This window comes from Hydrogenophaga luteola (assembly GCF_042648585.1).
GTDB lineage: Bacteria > Pseudomonadota > Gammaproteobacteria > Burkholderiales > Burkholderiaceae_C > Hydrogenophaga > Hydrogenophaga luteola.
In genome coordinates this window covers 260,402-275,652 of the sequence record NZ_JBHRXX010000009.1, presented here as the reverse complement: position 1 = coordinate 275,652, position 15,251 = coordinate 260,402, and the positions used below count along the sequence as shown (strand labels likewise).

At 65.7% G+C, this 15,251-nt stretch carries 16 protein-coding genes; 4 read left to right on the top strand and 12 right to left on the bottom strand.

Annotated elements, in window-relative coordinates:
• The first annotated feature begins 2 nt into the window (after positions 1–2).
• The 4 genes from arsB to ACFOPI_RS20095 all read left to right on the top strand — a co-directional run bounded on the left by arsB (position 3) and on the right by ACFOPI_RS20095 (position 3,379).
• Positions 3–1,043 carry an ACR3 family arsenite efflux transporter gene (gene arsB / locus ACFOPI_RS20110; RefSeq protein ID WP_382177906.1) on the top strand — a complete coding sequence of 347 codons (1,041 nt, stop codon included), beginning with the start codon at positions 3–5 and terminating at the stop codon, positions 1,041–1,043.
• Positions 1,044–1,131: 88 nt separating this feature from the next.
• Complete coding sequence (locus tag ACFOPI_RS20105) at positions 1,132–1,569, top strand: hypothetical protein (RefSeq protein WP_382177903.1); 438 nt, start codon at positions 1,132–1,134, stop codon at positions 1,567–1,569.
• Positions 1,569–2,180 carry a DOMON-like domain-containing protein gene (locus tag ACFOPI_RS20100; protein WP_382177901.1) on the top strand — a complete coding sequence of 204 codons (612 nt, stop codon included), beginning with the start codon at positions 1,569–1,571 and terminating at the stop codon, positions 2,178–2,180. Before ACFOPI_RS20105 ends, ACFOPI_RS20100 begins: the two co-directional genes overlap by 1 nt.
• Positions 2,177–3,379 carry an exo-beta-N-acetylmuramidase NamZ family protein gene (locus ACFOPI_RS20095; RefSeq protein WP_382177898.1) on the top strand — a complete coding sequence of 401 codons (1,203 nt, stop codon included), beginning with the start codon at positions 2,177–2,179 and terminating at the stop codon, positions 3,377–3,379. The genes ACFOPI_RS20100 and ACFOPI_RS20095 overlap by 4 nt, the downstream gene beginning before the upstream one ends.
• A gap of 45 nt (positions 3,380–3,424) precedes the next feature.
• On the opposite strand, the gene ACFOPI_RS20090 is transcribed toward ACFOPI_RS20095, so the two are convergent.
• The 12 genes from ACFOPI_RS20090 to ACFOPI_RS20035 all read right to left on the bottom strand — a co-directional run bounded on the left by ACFOPI_RS20090 (position 3,425) and on the right by ACFOPI_RS20035 (position 15,192).
• Complete coding sequence (locus tag ACFOPI_RS20090) at positions 3,425–3,817, bottom strand: hypothetical protein (RefSeq protein ID WP_382177895.1); 393 nt, start codon at positions 3,815–3,817, stop codon at positions 3,425–3,427.
• A 238-nt stretch (positions 3,818–4,055) separates the two neighbouring features.
• Positions 4,056–4,553, bottom strand: coding sequence for a GNAT family N-acetyltransferase (locus tag ACFOPI_RS20085; RefSeq protein WP_382177892.1), 498 nt, complete (start codon positions 4,551–4,553; stop codon positions 4,056–4,058).
• Complete coding sequence (gene glmM, locus ACFOPI_RS20080; RefSeq protein ID WP_382177889.1) at positions 4,553–5,890, bottom strand: phosphoglucosamine mutase; 1,338 nt, start codon at positions 5,888–5,890, stop codon at positions 4,553–4,555. Before glmM ends, ACFOPI_RS20085 begins: the two co-directional genes overlap by 1 nt.
• Positions 5,891–5,935: 45 nt before the next feature.
• Complete coding sequence (locus ACFOPI_RS20075) at positions 5,936–7,837, bottom strand: type IV secretory system conjugative DNA transfer family protein (RefSeq protein WP_382177887.1); 1,902 nt, start codon at positions 7,835–7,837, stop codon at positions 5,936–5,938.
• Positions 7,834–8,805: a hypothetical protein gene (locus tag ACFOPI_RS20070; RefSeq protein ID WP_382177884.1), complete on the bottom strand. Its 972-nt coding sequence runs from the start codon at positions 8,803–8,805 to the stop codon at positions 7,834–7,836. The genes ACFOPI_RS20075 and ACFOPI_RS20070 overlap by 4 nt, the downstream gene beginning before the upstream one ends.
• A gap of 27 nt (positions 8,806–8,832) precedes the next feature.
• Complete coding sequence (locus tag ACFOPI_RS20065; protein WP_382177881.1) at positions 8,833–9,288, bottom strand: hypothetical protein; 456 nt, start codon at positions 9,286–9,288, stop codon at positions 8,833–8,835.
• A gap of 17 nt (positions 9,289–9,305) precedes the next feature.
• Entirely contained in the window at positions 9,306–10,355 is a 1,050-nt protein-coding gene (gene virB11 / locus ACFOPI_RS20060; RefSeq protein ID WP_382177878.1) for a P-type DNA transfer ATPase VirB11, read from the bottom strand.
• An 18-nt stretch (positions 10,356–10,373) separates the two neighbouring features.
• Entirely contained in the window at positions 10,374–11,450 is a 1,077-nt protein-coding gene (locus ACFOPI_RS20055) for a TrbI/VirB10 family protein (RefSeq protein ID WP_382177875.1), read from the bottom strand.
• Positions 11,451–11,452: 2 nt separating this feature from the next.
• Positions 11,453–12,205, bottom strand: coding sequence for a TrbG/VirB9 family P-type conjugative transfer protein (locus ACFOPI_RS20050; protein ID WP_382177872.1), 753 nt, complete (start codon positions 12,203–12,205; stop codon positions 11,453–11,455).
• An 80-nt stretch (positions 12,206–12,285) separates the two neighbouring features.
• On the bottom strand, positions 12,286–13,203 hold the full coding sequence (locus tag ACFOPI_RS20045; RefSeq protein ID WP_382177869.1) for a virB8 family protein: 918 nt from the start codon (positions 13,201–13,203) through the stop codon (positions 12,286–12,288).
• Positions 13,204–13,210: 7 nt separating this feature from the next.
• Entirely contained in the window at positions 13,211–13,606 is a 396-nt protein-coding gene (locus tag ACFOPI_RS20040; RefSeq protein ID WP_382177867.1) for a TcpQ domain-containing protein, read from the bottom strand.
• A gap of 68 nt (positions 13,607–13,674) precedes the next feature.
• The gene (locus ACFOPI_RS20035; RefSeq protein ID WP_382177864.1) at positions 13,675–15,192 is read right to left on the bottom strand and encodes a type IV secretion system protein; all 1,518 of its coding nucleotides are present in this window, start codon (positions 15,190–15,192) and stop codon (positions 13,675–13,677) included.
• Between the last annotated feature and the right edge of the window lie 59 nt (positions 15,193–15,251).

Below are 15,251 nucleotides of genomic sequence, written 5' to 3'. Positions count from 1 at the left end.
CCATGGGACTGTTCGAACGCTACCTCACCGTATGGGTCGGCCTGGGCATCCTCGCCGGGGTCGGCCTGGGCCTGCTCACACCCGCCACCTTCGCCGCCATCGCCGCCGTCGAAGTGGCCCACGTCAACCTGATCGTCGCCGTGCTGATCTGGGTGATGATCTACCCGATGATGATCCAGATCGACTTCGCCGCCGTGCGCGACGTCGGCAAGAAGCCGCAGGGCCTGGTGCTCACCGTGGTCATCAACTGGCTGGTCAAGCCCTTCACCATGGCGGCGCTGGGCGTGCTGTTCTTCCGCTACCTGTTTGCGGGCTGGGTCGATCCGCAGTCGGCCAGCGAGTACATCGCCGGCATGATCCTGCTGGGCGTGGCGCCCTGCACCGCCATGGTGTTCGTCTGGAGCCAGCTCACGAAAGGCGACCCCAACTACACCCTGGTGCAGGTGTCGGTGAACGACCTCATCATGGTGGTCGCCTTCGCGCCCATCGCCGCCTTCCTGCTGGGCGTGACCGACCTCACCGTGCCCTGGCAGACCCTGCTGCTGTCCACGGTGCTGTACGTGGTGCTGCCGCTGGTGGCCGGCGTGCTGACGCGGCGCGCTTGGGTGGCGCGCGGTGGCGAGGCGGCCGTGGGCGCTTTCGTGAAGGCGCTCAAACCCTGGTCGGTGGTCGGGCTGATCGCCACCGTGGTGCTGCTGTTCGGTTTCCAGGCCGAAACCATCGTGGCCCAGCCGGCGGTGATCGGCCTGATCGCGATTCCACTGCTGATACAGACCTACGGCATCTTTGCCATCGGTTACCTGGGCGCGCGCTGGCTGAAACTGCCGCACGGGATCGCCGCGCCGGCCTGCCTGATCGGCACCTCCAACTTCTTCGAGCTGGCGGTCGCGGTGGCCATTTCCCTCTTCGGCCTGCACTCGGGCGCGGCACTGGCCACCGTGGTGGGCGTGCTGGTGGAAGTGCCGGTGATGCTGTCGCTGGTGGCATTCCTCAACCGCGGCCCGCGCGGCCTGGAACCGGTCGGCGCCACCCCGTCGCGCTGACCCCGCTCACTACAATCGGCCGCAGCGACGCGGTCGTCCCCACACGGGGCTCCGCGATGCCGCACCGACCACGCATCAAGGAGTTCCCATGTCCTCTTCACGGCTGGCCCTGACCCTGGGCGCTGCGACCCTCGTGCTGATGGGATGTTCAAGCATCTCGCTGGAGCAGCCCGCCCCCAAAGCAGATGCCGCCGGCGGCGGCAACGTGCGGGTCGTGCGCTCCTACGACAACAGCTTCGACGGCGAAATCAGCGGCACGCCCACGCCCGAGAGCCGCTTCGCCAAGGTGAAGATCGGCATGGAGCTGGAGCAGGTCTACAAGCTGATTGGCGAGCCCGACCAGCTCTACAACCACACCACCGGCAAGAACTGGATACCCTTCTACTTCGGCGCCGACGGCCAGCGCATCGTCACCCACTACCGCGGCGAAGGCTGCCTGACCTACAGCGCGGGCGGCGTGTTCAACGGTAAGAAGCAACTGCTGCGCATGGACGTCGACGCCGCCGGCCAGTGCTACAAGCCCTGATGTCCCACAGCCCTTCCGACCGCCTGCCGGCCGCCACGCTGCCCCTGCGGGTCCACCCCAGCGAACAAGGGCCTGCGGGCCTGCGCATCTCGGTGTCTCTGGCCCCAGTAGACGCCGACGAGGGTCCGGGCTGGCTGCTGCGCTACCGGCTGGAGGGCGACATCGAGGCGCTGGCCATTCCTTCTCCCGCCGTGGGCGCTGCCGACGGACTCTGGCGCCACACCTGCCTGGAGGCCTTCGTGCAGGACGGCGATGGCCCGGGTTACCACGAGTTCAACCTCTCGCCCTCGGGGCAGTGGGCGGTCTACCGCTTCAGCGGAGAGCGCCAGCGGATGCCCGGTGACACGACACTGCCCGCGGGGCCGACGATCACAACCGAACGTTCCGCCGATTCGCTGGTGCTGCAGGCCTGGCTGCCTTGCACGCAGCTGCCCGCACGACCGACCGTCATCGGCCTGAGCGCCGTCATCGAAACCCTCGACGGCCAGATCAGCCACTGGGCGCTGCACCACCCGCGCGCCGACCGGCCCGACTTCCACCACAGCGCCGGCTGGACCCTCCGTCCGGCCCCGGCCATAGCCCCGCCTGCACCCGCCCCACCCTCCGCATGAAATTCGGCCTCGAACGTTTCCTCGAAGACCCCGCGCTGCGCGCCCCGCTGGCCGGCCGCCGCGTCGCCCTGCTCGCCCATCCTGCATCGGTCACACGGGATCTGACCCACTCGCTGGACGCGCTGGCGGCCTTGCCCGACGTGAAGCTCACGGCCGCTTTCGGTCCGCAGCACGGCCTGCGCGGGGACAAGCAGGACAACATGGTCGAGTCGCCCGATTTCACCGATCCGCGCCTGGGTATTCCGGTGTTCAGCCTCTACGGCGAGGTGCGCCGGCCGACCGACGCGATGATGGACACGTTCGACGTGCTGCTCGTCGACCTGCAGGACCTGGGTTGCCGCATCTACACCTTCATCACCACGCTGCGCTACGTGCTGGAAGCGGCGGCGAAACACGGCAAGTCGGTCTGGGTGCTCGACCGTCCCAACCCCGCCGGCCGCCCGGTCGAAGGCACGCTGCTGCGCGAAGGCTGGGAGAGCTTCGTCGGCGCCGGTCCGATGCCCATGCGCCACGGCATGACCATGGGCGAGCTCGGCCACTGGTTCATCGACTTGCTCAAGCTCAATGTGGAATACCGCGTCATCAGCATGGACGGCTGGCGGCCCGACGCGGGCCCAGGTTTCGGCTGGCCGCTGGAGAGAACCTGGGTCAACCCCAGCCCCAACGCCGCCAACCTCTGGATGGCGCGCGCCTACGCCGGCACCGTGATGCTCGAAGGCACGACGCTCAGCGAAGGCCGTGGCACCACACGTCCGCTCGAACTCTTCGGCGCGCCCGACCTCGACACCACTCGCCTGCTGGCCGACATGCGCCGCATCGCGCCGCAATGGCTGGACGGCTGCCGGCTGCGCGAATGCTGGTTCGAGCCGACCTTCCACAAGCACGTGGGCAAGCTTTGCGCGGGCGTGCAGATCCACGTCGAAGACCCGCAGCACTATCACCACGCGGCGTTCAAACCCTGGCGCCTGCAGGCTCTGGCCTTCAAGGCCGTGCGCGAACAGGCCTTCGACTACCCGCTCTGGCGCGACTTCCCCTACGAATACGAGCGCGACCGCCTGGCCATCGACCTGATCAACGGCGGACCGGCGTTGCGCGAGTGGGTGGACGACATGAACGCGACGGCTGCCGACCTGGACGCGGTCGCCGCGCCCGACGAAGCAGCCTGGACCGAAGCCCGCAAGCCCTTCATGCTTTATTGAGCGAGAAGGCGGGCTTCGCCGTGGCGTGCAGCAGCCGGAGCCTGCTCAGCGCGGTGCCAACACCGCCTTGCTGACCGACCCCATGTCGTATTGAACGACCTGCCGTACCCACGACGCCCGGGTTGCCCGCAGCTTCTCGGCCACCTGGGGCTGGCCCGAATGAAAGCGCTGCGCCACCTGCAGCGACACCAGACCTCGACCGTCCGGACTCTTCACGTAGCGAAAGACGTTGAACTCCATGATGTCCTGCCCGTCTGTCCAGGTGAGAAAGTCGATGGTCGCATCGGTCTTCGCTTCGTTGCTCATCACGCTCGTGCGGGCCTGGGGATTGGCCTTCATGACCACCTGTTCAAGCCGCAGGGCCGCCGCCACAGGGTCGTTGCCCAGAAAGGGCATCTGCTGGTATCGAAGGCCAACCAGCCGGGTCCAGTTGTTCAAGCTCTCCGTGGGGCGCACGAATTCGACCAGCCGGTCACCATTGGATGGTGTACCGACAAACTGCTGCGCGTAGTCCTCACCGTCAAACCGGAAAACCGAGGGCTGCGCCCACAGGGCCGCACTGGGCAACACGCACAACAAGCCGCAAAACGATCTTCTTTTCATCATCGCTCACCCCCTTGAAAACAAACCCCGCCGTGCGCTAAGCCTGCATCACTTTGCTCACGTTCGCCTGTGTTCAGCTGGCGCCCAGCCACTTCTGCATGAACTGCGCTGTGCCCATCGCCGGGTCCAGCTGGTAGCCCTCGTAGCCGATGCGCCGGTAGAGCTTCACCGCTGGCACGTTGCCCGAGAGCACCTCCAGTGTCATCTTCACCGCACCACGCTCCACGGCGATGCGCTCGGCCTCGGCGAGCATGGCCTCGGCGATGCCGCGCCCGCGGTGGCTGGCCAGCACGGCCACGTCGTGCACGTTCACCAGCGGCTTGCACTTGAACGAAGAAAACCCCTCGATGCAGTTGACCAGGCCCACCGGCTGCTCGCCGTCGAAGGCCAGCACGCTGTAGGCCTGCGGGCGCGCAGCCAGCTCGCGCGCCAGATTGGCCTTGACGAAATCGGACAGCGGCTCGCCGCCTCCCGCAGGGTCGCTGGCGTAGGCATCGAGCAAGGCCACCACGGCGGCCGCGTCGGAAGGGTGGCCGTAGTCGGCCTGCCGCACAGAGAACGCCGCCGCCATCAGAGTGCCCTCACCGCAGCCACCAGCCGCTCGGCGCAGGTCTTGGCCTGTGCGGCGTCGCGCGCCTCGACCATCACCCGCAGCAGCGGCTCGGTGCCGCTGGCCCGGATCAGCACACGCCCCGTCTCGCCCAGTTCGGCCTCGACCGCTTTCGTCTCCTCGGCCAGCGTCGCGTTGTTCTTCCAGTCTTCATGGCCGGGCTGCAGCCGCACATTGATCAGCGTTTGCGGGAACAGGGTCACATCGGCCAGCAACTGCGCCATGGACTGACCGCTGCCGGCGCAGGCCTGCATCACCTGCAGCGCCGAAACCAGGCCATCGCCCGTGGTGTGCTTGTCCAGCACCAGCAGATGGCCCGAACCCTCGCCGCCCAGGATCCAGCCGTGGCGCTCCAGCTCTTCGAGCACGTAACGGTCGCCCACACGGGCGCGCACGAACTTGACGCCTTTCTTGCGGAACGCGACCTCGACAGCCATGTTGGTCATCAGCGTGCCCACCACGCCGGGCACGTCGATGTCGCGCGCGATGCGGTCAGCCGCGATCAGGTAGAGCAGTTCGTCACCATTGAACAGGCGGCCGCTGGCGTCCACCAGCTGCAGCCGGTCGGCGTCGCCGTCCAGCGCCACGCCGTAGTCGGCGCCGGTCGCCTGCACCGCCGCTACCAGCGCCTGCGGGTGGGTCGCACCGACCTCGTGGTTGATGTTCAGGCCGTCGGGCGCGCAGCCGATGCGCACCACCTCCGCGCCCAGCTCGTGGAACACCGCGGGTGCGATCTGGTACGCCGCACCGTGGGCGGCGTCCACCACGATCTTCAGGCCCTTGAGCGTCAGGTCGTTGGGAAAGGTGCTCTTGCAGAACTCGATGTAGCGGCCGGCCGCATCGTCCATGCGGCGGGCCTTGCCCAGGTTGCGCGAATCGGCCCAGACCGGGTCCTTCTCCAGCTCGGCCTCGACGGCCTGCTCCCACTCGTCCGAGAGCTTGTTGCCCTGGGCGCTGAAGAACTTGATGCCGTTGTCGCCAAACGGGTTGTGGCTGGCGGAGATGACCACGCCCAGGCTCGCACGCTGCGCGCGGGTCAGGTAGGCCACCGCCGGCGTGGGCACCGGGCCCAGCAGCAGCACGTCGACACCCGCCGAGTTGAAGCCCGACTCCAGCGCCGACTCGAGCATGTAGCCCGAGATCCGGGTGTCCTTGCCGATCAGCACCGTCGGGTGCTCTTCGCTGCGCCGGAGCACACGCCCCACCGCGTGGGCCAGCTTGAGAACGAAATCGGGAGTGATCGGAGCCTGACCGACGGTGCCACGAATGCCGTCGGTGCCGAAGTATTTGCGGGTCATGCGCGCGATTTTAGAGGGCCGGAGCACTGTCCACTGTCGTGCGCCTCAGCGCTCCAGGTGCGCAAGCATCGCATCAATCTCCCCGCCGATACCCGCCAGTCCGGTGTACTCGGCCGGCGGGCTCGCCACCTTGCTGCGGTCGGCGTCCATCTGCCGGGCCAGCGACTCCTGGACGCTCGGCACCGCTTCCGGCAGCTCGACCGGTGCGACCTCGGACAGCGGCACAAGGGAAGTCGCGGAAGCGGCCACCAGCGGCGGGTCGGTCGCCAGAGCCAGCAGCGGCACCTCGACCTTGGGCAGCAGCCGGTCCTTGAAAGCCGTCTCCTTGAAATACCGGATCTTGTCCGACATCACTGGATGCGCCATGCCCTCGACCAGCAGGATCTGTTTGTCGTCCCCCATGGCCTTGAGCTCCTGCGGCAGCATCAGCGCCCGGCGCTCCTCGCTCTCGCTGCGGGTGTAGCTGCTCTCGCGCGAGCGGCTGCGGCTCACGCTGTCCTTGCGCATGCCGGTGTAGCCCAGCATCTCGCTGTATTCGTTGGCGTCCTGCTGCTCGCGCGGCGCGAAGATGATGCGCAGAGCGTGGTTGGTCATGATGGTGCGCGCGTTCTCCTTGCCGTAGGTCGACTCCAGCTGCGCCATGCTCTGGATGATGGGCATCAGGCGCAGGTTGTAGCCGGCCATAAAGCTGACGGCGCTGGCGATGATGTCGACGCGGCCGATGCTGGTGAACTCGTCCATCAGCAGCAGGCACTGGTGTTTCAGTTCCGGATTGGCCTGCGGCAACTCGCGTGTGTTCTGGTTGATCAGCTGGCTGAAGAACAGGTTGAGGATCAGGCGGCTCTCGGCCAGCTTGTTGGGCTGAATCGCCACATAGATGCTCATCTTCTTCTTGCGCACGTCGCGCAGGTCGAAGTCGTTGCCGCTGGTGGCGGCGTCCACCACCGGGTTGAGCCAGGGGTTCATCGGCTCCTTGAAAGTGCCCATGATGCTGGCAAAGGTCTCGTTGGCTTGCCCCAGCAACGTGGAGAACGCGGTGCGGGCACTGGGGCTGAGGTGCGGCCAGGCCGCCAGCTCGGCCAGGTAGGCCTTGAACTCCTGCCCTGGCCGGCCCGAGGCCAGCCGGTACAGCCCGCCCATGGTCGGTTCATCGAACGGTGCGCCGTACTGCTCGGCCAGGTAGGCCGCCTGCTCGAACGCGTAGAGGGCGAAGGCGACAAAGGCGTTCTGTGCCTGGTTGGCCCAGAACGGGTCCTTGTGCAGGTCGGACACCGGGTACAGCATGGCCGCGATGCTCTGCACGTCGCTGATGCGAAACGCCGGATCGCGCGAGACGTAGGACAGCGGGTTCCAGCGGTGCGTGCGCCGGTCTTCGGCGAAGGGGTTGAACAGGTAGACAGACTGCCCGTAGCGCGCGCGGAAACCGCTGGTCAGATCGAAGTTCTCCTGCTTGATGTCCAGCACCACCACCGAGCCCTGGTAGCTCAGCAGATTGGGAATGACGATACCCACGCCCTTGCCCGAGCGCGTGGGCGCGGCCAGCAGGGCGAACTGCTGGCCATTGAAGTAGACAAACTGCCCGTCCTTCTTGCCCACCACCAGCGCGGTGTCCTCGGCCCGGAGCATCTTGCGCGACCGCAGGTCGGCCATGGTGGCGAAGCGGGCCTCGCCGTAGAGGCTCGGCTTCCGGCGCAACAACACGGCAAGCACCAGCGCGGCCAGCGCCAGCAAGGGCACACCAAATCCCACCAGGCCGCTGCTCTTGATCACCGGGCCATGCCTGGGGGAATCGGCGTAAGCGGCCAGGTAGCGCCAGTAGTCAAACGCGCCGATGCGCTCCAGAGGCAGGCCCAAACGCCAGGCCATCAGCCATCCGCTGAGATAGGCTCCCGCCACCAGTGCCAACAACAGCAGCACCAGCACACCCCAGCCAAGAAAACGCCTCATTGCCGGACCTTGGCGCCCTTGACTTCGCCCAGGCGCGCCATCTGCTCCTTGTAGCGCCGCAGCTGGTCGCGGGCCCACTCGTACCGGCACAGCTCGACCGAGGCGGGCAGCGCCTTGATGGGCACCGCCTGCTCACGGGATTGCGTCGCGCAGCGGGCATCGCGGTATTCGCGCCAGCGGCTGTGGTCCAGGTCCTGGTGGCGCGCATAGGACTGCGCGTAGCTCTTGCCGTGCTCGGCCTGCAGCGACTGCATACGGCCCGCCCGGTAATCGCGCACGAGGGTCAGCAGGGCCTTGTCCTGCTCGATGCGCGCGCGGCGGCAGGCCACCAGCTCGGGCGCCCCGCTGTCGCACACCGCATCCACCCGGTCGGGTGCTGCCCCGCGCCGCGCCGCCGCCGGCGTGCCGCGCACCCAGCGCCCGCTGGTAGCCACATAGCAGTGGCTCTCCACCTTCGGGCTCCCCGAGGCGCCGGCCACCTTCAACGACACGCAGTTCGGTGCCGAAGGCTGTATCTCGCCTGCGTTGGACACCAGATCAATCTGCGCATAGCGCCCGGTTTTCGGATCGAACTGGTACAGGCTGTCCACCGGCAGCTTGCCGTCCATGGCGTACAAGCGCGTGACCTTGAAGTCCAGCAGCCCGTCGCCATTGAAGTCCCTGAACTGCAGCCATCCGCCAGCGTCCAGCCGGTCGCGCGGCATCTCGAAAGCGTGCGGAAGCGCCTGCAGCTCCTTGCCGTCCTGCGTCACCACGATGTAGCCCGACCCCACCTCGCCCTCGGCCGCGTCGGCCTTGTCGTCGAACTCGAAGCTGAACGCAAGCTCCGGCGCCTCCGGCCCGATCTTCTGGGTCATGGTGTCGAGACCCTGGGCCTGCGGACGCAGGAAATCCAGGGACAACGGGGCACAAGCCGCCAGGGACAGCAGCAGCGCAAGGCTGCTGGCGCTTCTCAAAACACTCTTCATGTCCTCACTCCCTTGTTTTCTCAGACCTCAGTAGCCGCAGCGCGCAAACACCGTGGTGTCCACGGGTTCATCCAGTGAGTCGGAGCCCCGGCGGCGGGACCAGAGCAGCTCGTCCTGCCGCAGCTCGAAGACATAGGTCTCCAGCGTCTTGGGCCTGTCGTAGGGCGGCACATCGACCAGGGCCTGCATGCGCCAGGTGTTGACGCGGCGCGGCTGCACATCGGTCACGAAGTACATGGTGGTCTGGGTGTTCTCCGCCCACTGCTGCAGCTGGCGTTCGTCGATCACCAGCGCGCCCGGATCGGGCTCCACCGGCTTGCGCCCGAGGTAGGCGGCGCATTTGGCGGCGCCCTCCTCATTCTTCAGGAACCACAGCCCCCGCATGTCGACCGGTGTGATGCCCGGCGTCGGCGTGGTGGTGCCATGCGCAGCGACGGCACAGAACCCGACAAAGGCCGCCGCCAGAACCTGACGATGTTTCATGTTGTCCTCCTTGAATGTCATGACTCCAGCGCAAGCTTGCGCTGGGGATCGAAGTCGATGCCGGTGATGTAGCGCTGGCCGGCGTGGGCCTTGATGTGCACCACGATGTCGATGGTGAGCATCAGCAGGCGCTTGATTTCGTCGAAATCCAGGCCAGAGCCCTCGGGCGAAGCCTTGACCATCAGTGCCATCTGGTCCCAGGTCTGGCTCGTGCTGCCGGCATGGCAGCTGGTGATGGAGCCCGGATGGCCCGAGGCGCAGTTGCGGATGTAGTAGAACGATTCGTCGCCCCGGATTTCGGCCAGGATGATGCGGTCGGGTTTCATCCGCAGACAGGCCTCCATGCAGCCCTTGGCCGTGACGTTGGCCGTGCCCTGCCCGCCCCTCGAATAGATCAGGTGCACGCGGTTGGGCTGTTCGATGAACAGCTCGCGCGCATCCTCGATGGTGATGAGCCGCTCGTCCTCCGGTATGTGCGTCACCAGCGACTTCATGAACGTCGTCTTGCCACTGCCGGTGGCGCCCGACACGACGATGTTCTTCTTGTAGAACACGGCCTTGCTGAAGAAGTCGTGGTAGTTGCGGGACCGCTTGAGCGCCAGCAACTCCTCGTCCATCTCGCTGACGCTGTCGGAACCCTCCAGAATCCGGGCAAAAAAGCCGTCCTCCTGGTACTGGTTCAGCGTCTTGGTGTAGCGCGAGGGCAGGCGGATCGTGATCGACACGTGGTCCGCCGGCACCGCTGGCGGCAGCACGAACTGCGCGCGCTGCCCGGTGGGAAAGGTCAGCGACACCACCGGGTCCACGGCCGTGATGCGCTGCCCAGTCTTGCTCTCGTTGACCACCGTGGTGCAGAACTGGCGCGCCCGCTCGAACGTCAGCCCGGGCACATCGATGCGCTCCCAGCCCTTGACCGTCTCCAAAAACACCTCGCCCGGCCGGTTGATGCAGATCTCGGTGACCCGCGGATCGTTCAGGAACGAGGTGATGCCCAGGACGTGGTACTGGTACTCCAGAAACTCCGTGGAGATGTTCGCGATCTGTTCCGCGCCGCCACTCTCTGACATGTCAGACACCACCACCGGTCACCGCATCACGCTCGAGAAGTCCACGTCCCGGGCGGTGAAGATGTTGATCACCGTGCCGTTGAGCACCGTCACCGTCGCCTTGCGGTTGGCCGAACGCGCCAGCATGTCGGTGGCAGCCTTCTTGGCCGTGGCCGCGGTGGCCGACTCCCAGGGGTCGATGGAGACCACACCGACACCGCCAGCCCCCGTCACCGTGGTGCTGCCGCGGATGTTGTTCTCGTTCGCGAACTTCTGCGCGCCGGCATCGATGCCATCGGCCAGCAGGCTGACCAGCAGCGCCGCACCGATGCGCTCGCCCCAGTGGCCGTCGTAGTGGCCAGGCACCCCGGCGCCGCCAAGGGCGTCTGTGCCGTTGCTGTCGATGCGCACATCCAGGCCCGTGGTGGTGAGCACCCGGGTCCAGACGATGCCGATGCGGTCGTAGTTCTCGTCGGCGTACTTGTATTCGCCGGTGACCTTCGAACCCTTGTCGATCAGCAGCCGGCGCCCGTTGACCGAGTAGATGGGCTCGGTGACGATGCACGAGGTCATGCCGGGCAGGGTCGAGACGATCTTGGTTTCGAGCGAGCAACGGATGTAGGTGCCGCGGGTCAGCGTGAAGTCGGCGTTGGCCAGAGCCTCCACCGCGCCGCGCTTGACCGACGAGTACTCGTCTTCGAACAGCTGGTTCTTCTTACCCTTGTCCTGGGTCGCCACCAGGTTGTTCTCGCTGGCCATGCGGCGCTGCATCAGATCGTCCTTGGGCGCCTGGGCCTCGGCCATCTGGGGCATCTCGGTGGGCAGCGGCGGCACGTCCGCCTTGGCCACCACCTCTGCCGGCGGTGGCGGCGGCAGCACGGCGAGCTTCGGCTTGCTCGGCACGGTGACCTCTTCATAGGTCACTTGTTTCTTCTTGTCGTCGTCGGCTGAGAACGCATTGCTCGCGACCCACAGGGTCATGCCGATGGTGGCCAGCGACACCAGCACGATGTACGCCACCGCCGTCTTGTTTACGCCGCGCGTCAGCCCCGCCGACAACTTGGGCATGTTGTCGGACAGCACCGGGCCCTGTCCGCCGCCTTGGGGAAATTGCATGCTCATTGGTTCCTCCTGAGTCCCACCACGTCATTGCCCAGCCGCATCACCAGAAACGGATAGACACCCAGCACCACCATCACGTTCTTCTCGCTCTTGGTGTTCACCAGAAACTCCTCGCCGTTGCGCTCGTTGCGCCCGAAAACGGCGGGGAAGTTCGCCATCGGCGGCAGGTGGATGTAGGTGAACTGCCCGTTGTCGTACACACGCGTGGGCACAATGGTCGACACATCGCTGACTGCCGAGTAGTCGTAGTTCAGGTGGTAGTTGCTCTGCGAATTGAGCGCCGCCGCCGACGGCGACAGCACCGCATTCGTAGCGGCCAGCGGACTGGCCTTGTCCGGCTCTTCGTTGCCGTAAACGAAGCGGATCTTGTAGAACACACCCGCGTTCTTGGCCTCCTCCAACGTCTTCCACTTGGTGGCCGACACGCGCAGGTCCAGCAGGTACGAACGCATGTTGGTGCGGATGTACATGTTGGTGTCCACATCCACGTTCTTGGGCCGGATGTAGAAGATGTTGTCGCGCCGCACCAGCTCCCAGCCATCGCTGAAGCCGGTGCCGAAGTCCTTGACCTGCTCCTGCGCGCTGATCTCGATCTGGGTGGCAATGCCCAGCCCAGTGTTCACGCGCACCACCTGGTCGCGCTGATACGGCACTTCGCGCACCTCCTGCGCGCCGGCGCTGCCCGCCCAGAGGCTGGCCGTGAGCGCCAGAACCGCCATGGCGCTGAAGTTTCGCAATCGATGAGTCATGCTCGTCTACTCCCTGTCATTTCAGATTCAATGGGGGCGCAACCACCGAGTTGCGCCCGTGTACCGGTGGGTTCTGGCGACTACTGACCCGGAGACGGTGTCGCCGGTGCTCCGGGCAGTGCGGACAGCGAAGGCTGTACAGGCTGCTGTGCATTGGCGGGTACCACGGCCGCCGGCGCATCCGGCGCGTCGGCGCCGCGGTGCATCACACCTTCGTCCTCGGTCAGCAGCGGGACGCCCTTGTCCGGCTGGCCGGCCTTGAACACCGGCGCGTTGAACTCGTCGTCCACCCGGAACGAGGTCACCTGGAACCCCAGCGGATTGCGCAGCCGCAGGTGGTCGCTCATCTTCAGGTTGGTCTTGTATTCGTAGCTCATCGTGGCCACGTGGCTGCTGAGGTACTCGCTGCGCCCGTTGGTCTTGTCGAACTTCCACTTCTCGAAGCGCACCGTGGCTCCGGTGGGCCGTGCACCACGCTCCTCGTCCAGCCCGTTGAACACGATGCTGTTGACCTTCACGCGGATCGCGGTGTTTCGGCCCCACTTCTTCTCGGGGCTGTTGGCTGTGCCGTCGAACTGCTGCACGAACAGGCCCTTGACCTGGTCGTTGGACATCGCCGCCACGTACTCCCAGTCGTGCTCGTTGATGGTGTCGTAGTCGTAGCCCTCGCGCGCCTGCACGAAGCGGGCGACATGGCTGCGGTTGAGCGCCTCGCTGGCATAGATGCCCGTGGCCGCAACGTTGTCGCGCAACGGCGACACGGTGCTGGTGCTGCGCTTGAGATCCACCGTCACCAGGTAAGGAACCTTTTCCTTGAGCGGCAGCATGTAGGCAATCGCCCCGCCCAGCATCAGGGTCAGCACCATGGAACAGATGGCCACGATCCATGCCCTGCGCTCGCTGCGCTTGACCATCGAGATGACGTTGGACTCGAAGTCCATCGACTTTTTGAGAATTTCCTGCGAGGCCTCGGACACCTCGCGCTTGAACAAAGCCATACCGTCCTCAAGGCATCTTGGTGACCAGCATCGACCGGCTGGCCGACACCTGGATGCGCAGCTTCTGCGCCGCGTAGTTGCGCCTCACCGCGTTGAGGGCGCGCTGCAGGTTGTTGTCCTTGATCGACTCCAGGCCCGACACCAGGGTCAGGTCGCTGGGGTACTGCCAGTCCAGCGCCCCCCCGTTCTCCTTGGCCCAGCGTTCCAGCATGTGGCGCAGCGTGGCATCGGTCGGCAGCATCTGGAACCGCGGCAGCTCGTTTTCCTCCTTGAGCGGAATCTCTTGCGGCTTGGCTGCCAGCGTGTTCACCGGCTTCCAGTTGTCGGAAATGTCGACGGGCTTGGGCGCTGCGCAGGCTTGCAGCAAACCTGCCAGCAGCAAGGCCCCCATCAAACGAGTCATCCGTCCCTTGTTCGTGCTTGTATTGGTCATCTCGTAGTCACTCATTGGTCAGTTCGAATCGGCATTCGTCAACTCTTCCTCACGGGCTTGTCTGCAGGCGCGCCGAAAGGAAGTTCAGGTCTTGCCGGGGCTCCATGGCTCGCCGCCACAGGGCGGTGGTCGCCACGGTCAACGGAGGCATGGCCCACGCCCTGAGAAACCGTCAGCCGCCCTCCCTTGCCAGCGCCGTTGGCCAACGCCTCCTCGGTGCCAGCGCCGACGTATATTCCCCGTGCCGCGTCGTAGGTCAGGTCGGCCACCGGGGGCTGCACCGGTGTACTCATCGCGCGCTCACCTTCAACCGGTCTGTGCGAAGAAGCGTTCCCTGGGTTGCGGAACTCGTCGCTGCCCAGCTTCTGCCGGACAAACGCCAAACCCTGGGATTCGGATGCCCGGCTGGCCACGCCCAGACTACCGGGCGCGGAAGATGGGCCATAAGACAGGCGTTCGCTGGCGCCTGCCGACCCGAAAACACCGGTGCGTTGAAGAGCCATCTGGGTATTGCGGGTTGAGACACTTTCACCTGCGGCATCCGAACCGCCCCGGGAAGACTCAAGGCGCGCCCCTGAGCCGCCAGACGAACCGCCGACACCCGCCGGCTGCTGCTGCCCGCCCATGGCCTGGGCCAAGCCCACCACACCGCCAGCGGCCGCCCCACCGCCCATGGCCCCCATCATGGCGCCGGCTGCAAAAGAGGCACCGGAGTTGAAGAACTGCATGATCAACGGTGGAATCATCACCAGAAGCGCAGTCGACAGCGCTCCGAGCATGGCCATACGCATCGCACTGCCACCGACATCCACCGACACCACACTGCCCATAGCTGAGGCATTGAGGAAGAAGCCGGCAAGCACCGTGGCCCCGTACATCATCATCATCTTCAGCAGGATGCCGGAGACCAGGGCCAGCACCGCCAGCGAAAACATCGTTCCGAGCAGGAACTTCGCCCAGCTCCAGAACATGGCCGCGGTCTGCTGGAACAGCAGGAAAAACAGGAACAAGGGCGCCAGCATGATGGCCAGCGTGATGGAGATCTCGGCCATGATGGCCATCACCGACACCAGCATTGCCGGGCCACTTTGCCCGATCAGACCGGCCATCTGGGTCAGAGACTTGCCCTCCGCGTTCGCCTGAGCGCCCCCGACAAAGCCATCAATCAGGGCATTGAACACCTGGGCCAGCGCTAGGTTGATGTCGATCGTGCGGTAGACATCGGTCTCGTCGTCTACCACGATCGCTGTGACCAGCTCCTGAAAATCGAGCACTGTGTCAGCGATCACTGGCGAGTTCCGTGCCACGAGTGCAACCAGCGACAGGATCAGCACCATTTTTCCCGTCTTGTAGGCCAACCCCAGAATGGGCTGGCGATTGGCCCCGGAAATGATCATGAACCCCTGATAGGCCACCCAGATGGTCATGAGCACGGTGGACATATAGGCCAACGCAGTGCCCAGCTTGGCTGCCACCAGTTCGCGATAGGTACCGATCAACATGTCGTCAATCAGGTACTCGCGAACACTGCAGACGAACACGGCGTCGTTGACCATAGCAACGTACCGGTTGTCCAAGCCAGTGAGGGCGGTCACCAGAAATGCTGGAAGCGCAG

What these genes read in the sequence shown, in the direction of transcription:
- ACFOPI_RS20040 (WP_382177867.1), bottom strand. Translation starts at nt 13,606, where the DNA reads ATGACTCGTTTGATGGGGGCCTTGCTGCTGGCAGGTTTGCTGCAAGCC.
- glmM (WP_382177889.1), bottom strand. Translation starts at nt 5,890, where the DNA reads ATGACCCGCAAATACTTCGGCACCGACGGCATTCGTGGCACCGTCGGT.
- ACFOPI_RS20085 (WP_382177892.1), bottom strand. Translation starts at nt 4,553, where the DNA reads ATGGCGGCGGCGTTCTCTGTGCGGCAGGCCGACTACGGCCACCCTTCC.
- ACFOPI_RS20055 (WP_382177875.1), bottom strand. Translation starts at nt 11,450, where the DNA reads ATGCAATTTCCCCAAGGCGGCGGACAGGGCCCGGTGCTGTCCGACAAC.
- ACFOPI_RS20050 (WP_382177872.1), bottom strand. Translation starts at nt 12,205, where the DNA reads ATGACTCATCGATTGCGAAACTTCAGCGCCATGGCGGTTCTGGCGCTC.
- ACFOPI_RS20095 (WP_382177898.1), top strand. Translation starts at nt 2,177, where the DNA reads ATGAAATTCGGCCTCGAACGTTTCCTCGAAGACCCCGCGCTGCGCGCC.
- ACFOPI_RS20100 (WP_382177901.1), top strand. Translation starts at nt 1,569, where the DNA reads ATGTCCCACAGCCCTTCCGACCGCCTGCCGGCCGCCACGCTGCCCCTG.
- virB11 (WP_382177878.1), bottom strand. Translation starts at nt 10,355, where the DNA reads ATGTCAGAGAGTGGCGGCGCGGAACAGATCGCGAACATCTCCACGGAG.
- arsB (WP_382177906.1), top strand. Translation starts at nt 3, where the DNA reads ATGGGACTGTTCGAACGCTACCTCACCGTATGGGTCGGCCTGGGCATC.
- ACFOPI_RS20075 (WP_382177887.1), bottom strand. Translation starts at nt 7,837, where the DNA reads ATGAGGCGTTTTCTTGGCTGGGGTGTGCTGGTGCTGCTGTTGTTGGCA.
- ACFOPI_RS20105 (WP_382177903.1), top strand. Translation starts at nt 1,132, where the DNA reads ATGTCCTCTTCACGGCTGGCCCTGACCCTGGGCGCTGCGACCCTCGTG.
- ACFOPI_RS20035 (WP_382177864.1), bottom strand. Translation starts at nt 15,192, where the DNA reads ATGGTCAACGACGCCGTGTTCGTCTGCAGTGTTCGCGAGTACCTGATT.
- ACFOPI_RS20070 (WP_382177884.1), bottom strand. Translation starts at nt 8,805, where the DNA reads ATGAAGAGTGTTTTGAGAAGCGCCAGCAGCCTTGCGCTGCTGCTGTCC.
- ACFOPI_RS20065 (WP_382177881.1), bottom strand. Translation starts at nt 9,288, where the DNA reads ATGAAACATCGTCAGGTTCTGGCGGCGGCCTTTGTCGGGTTCTGTGCC.
- ACFOPI_RS20045 (WP_382177869.1), bottom strand. Translation starts at nt 13,203, where the DNA reads ATGGCTTTGTTCAAGCGCGAGGTGTCCGAGGCCTCGCAGGAAATTCTC.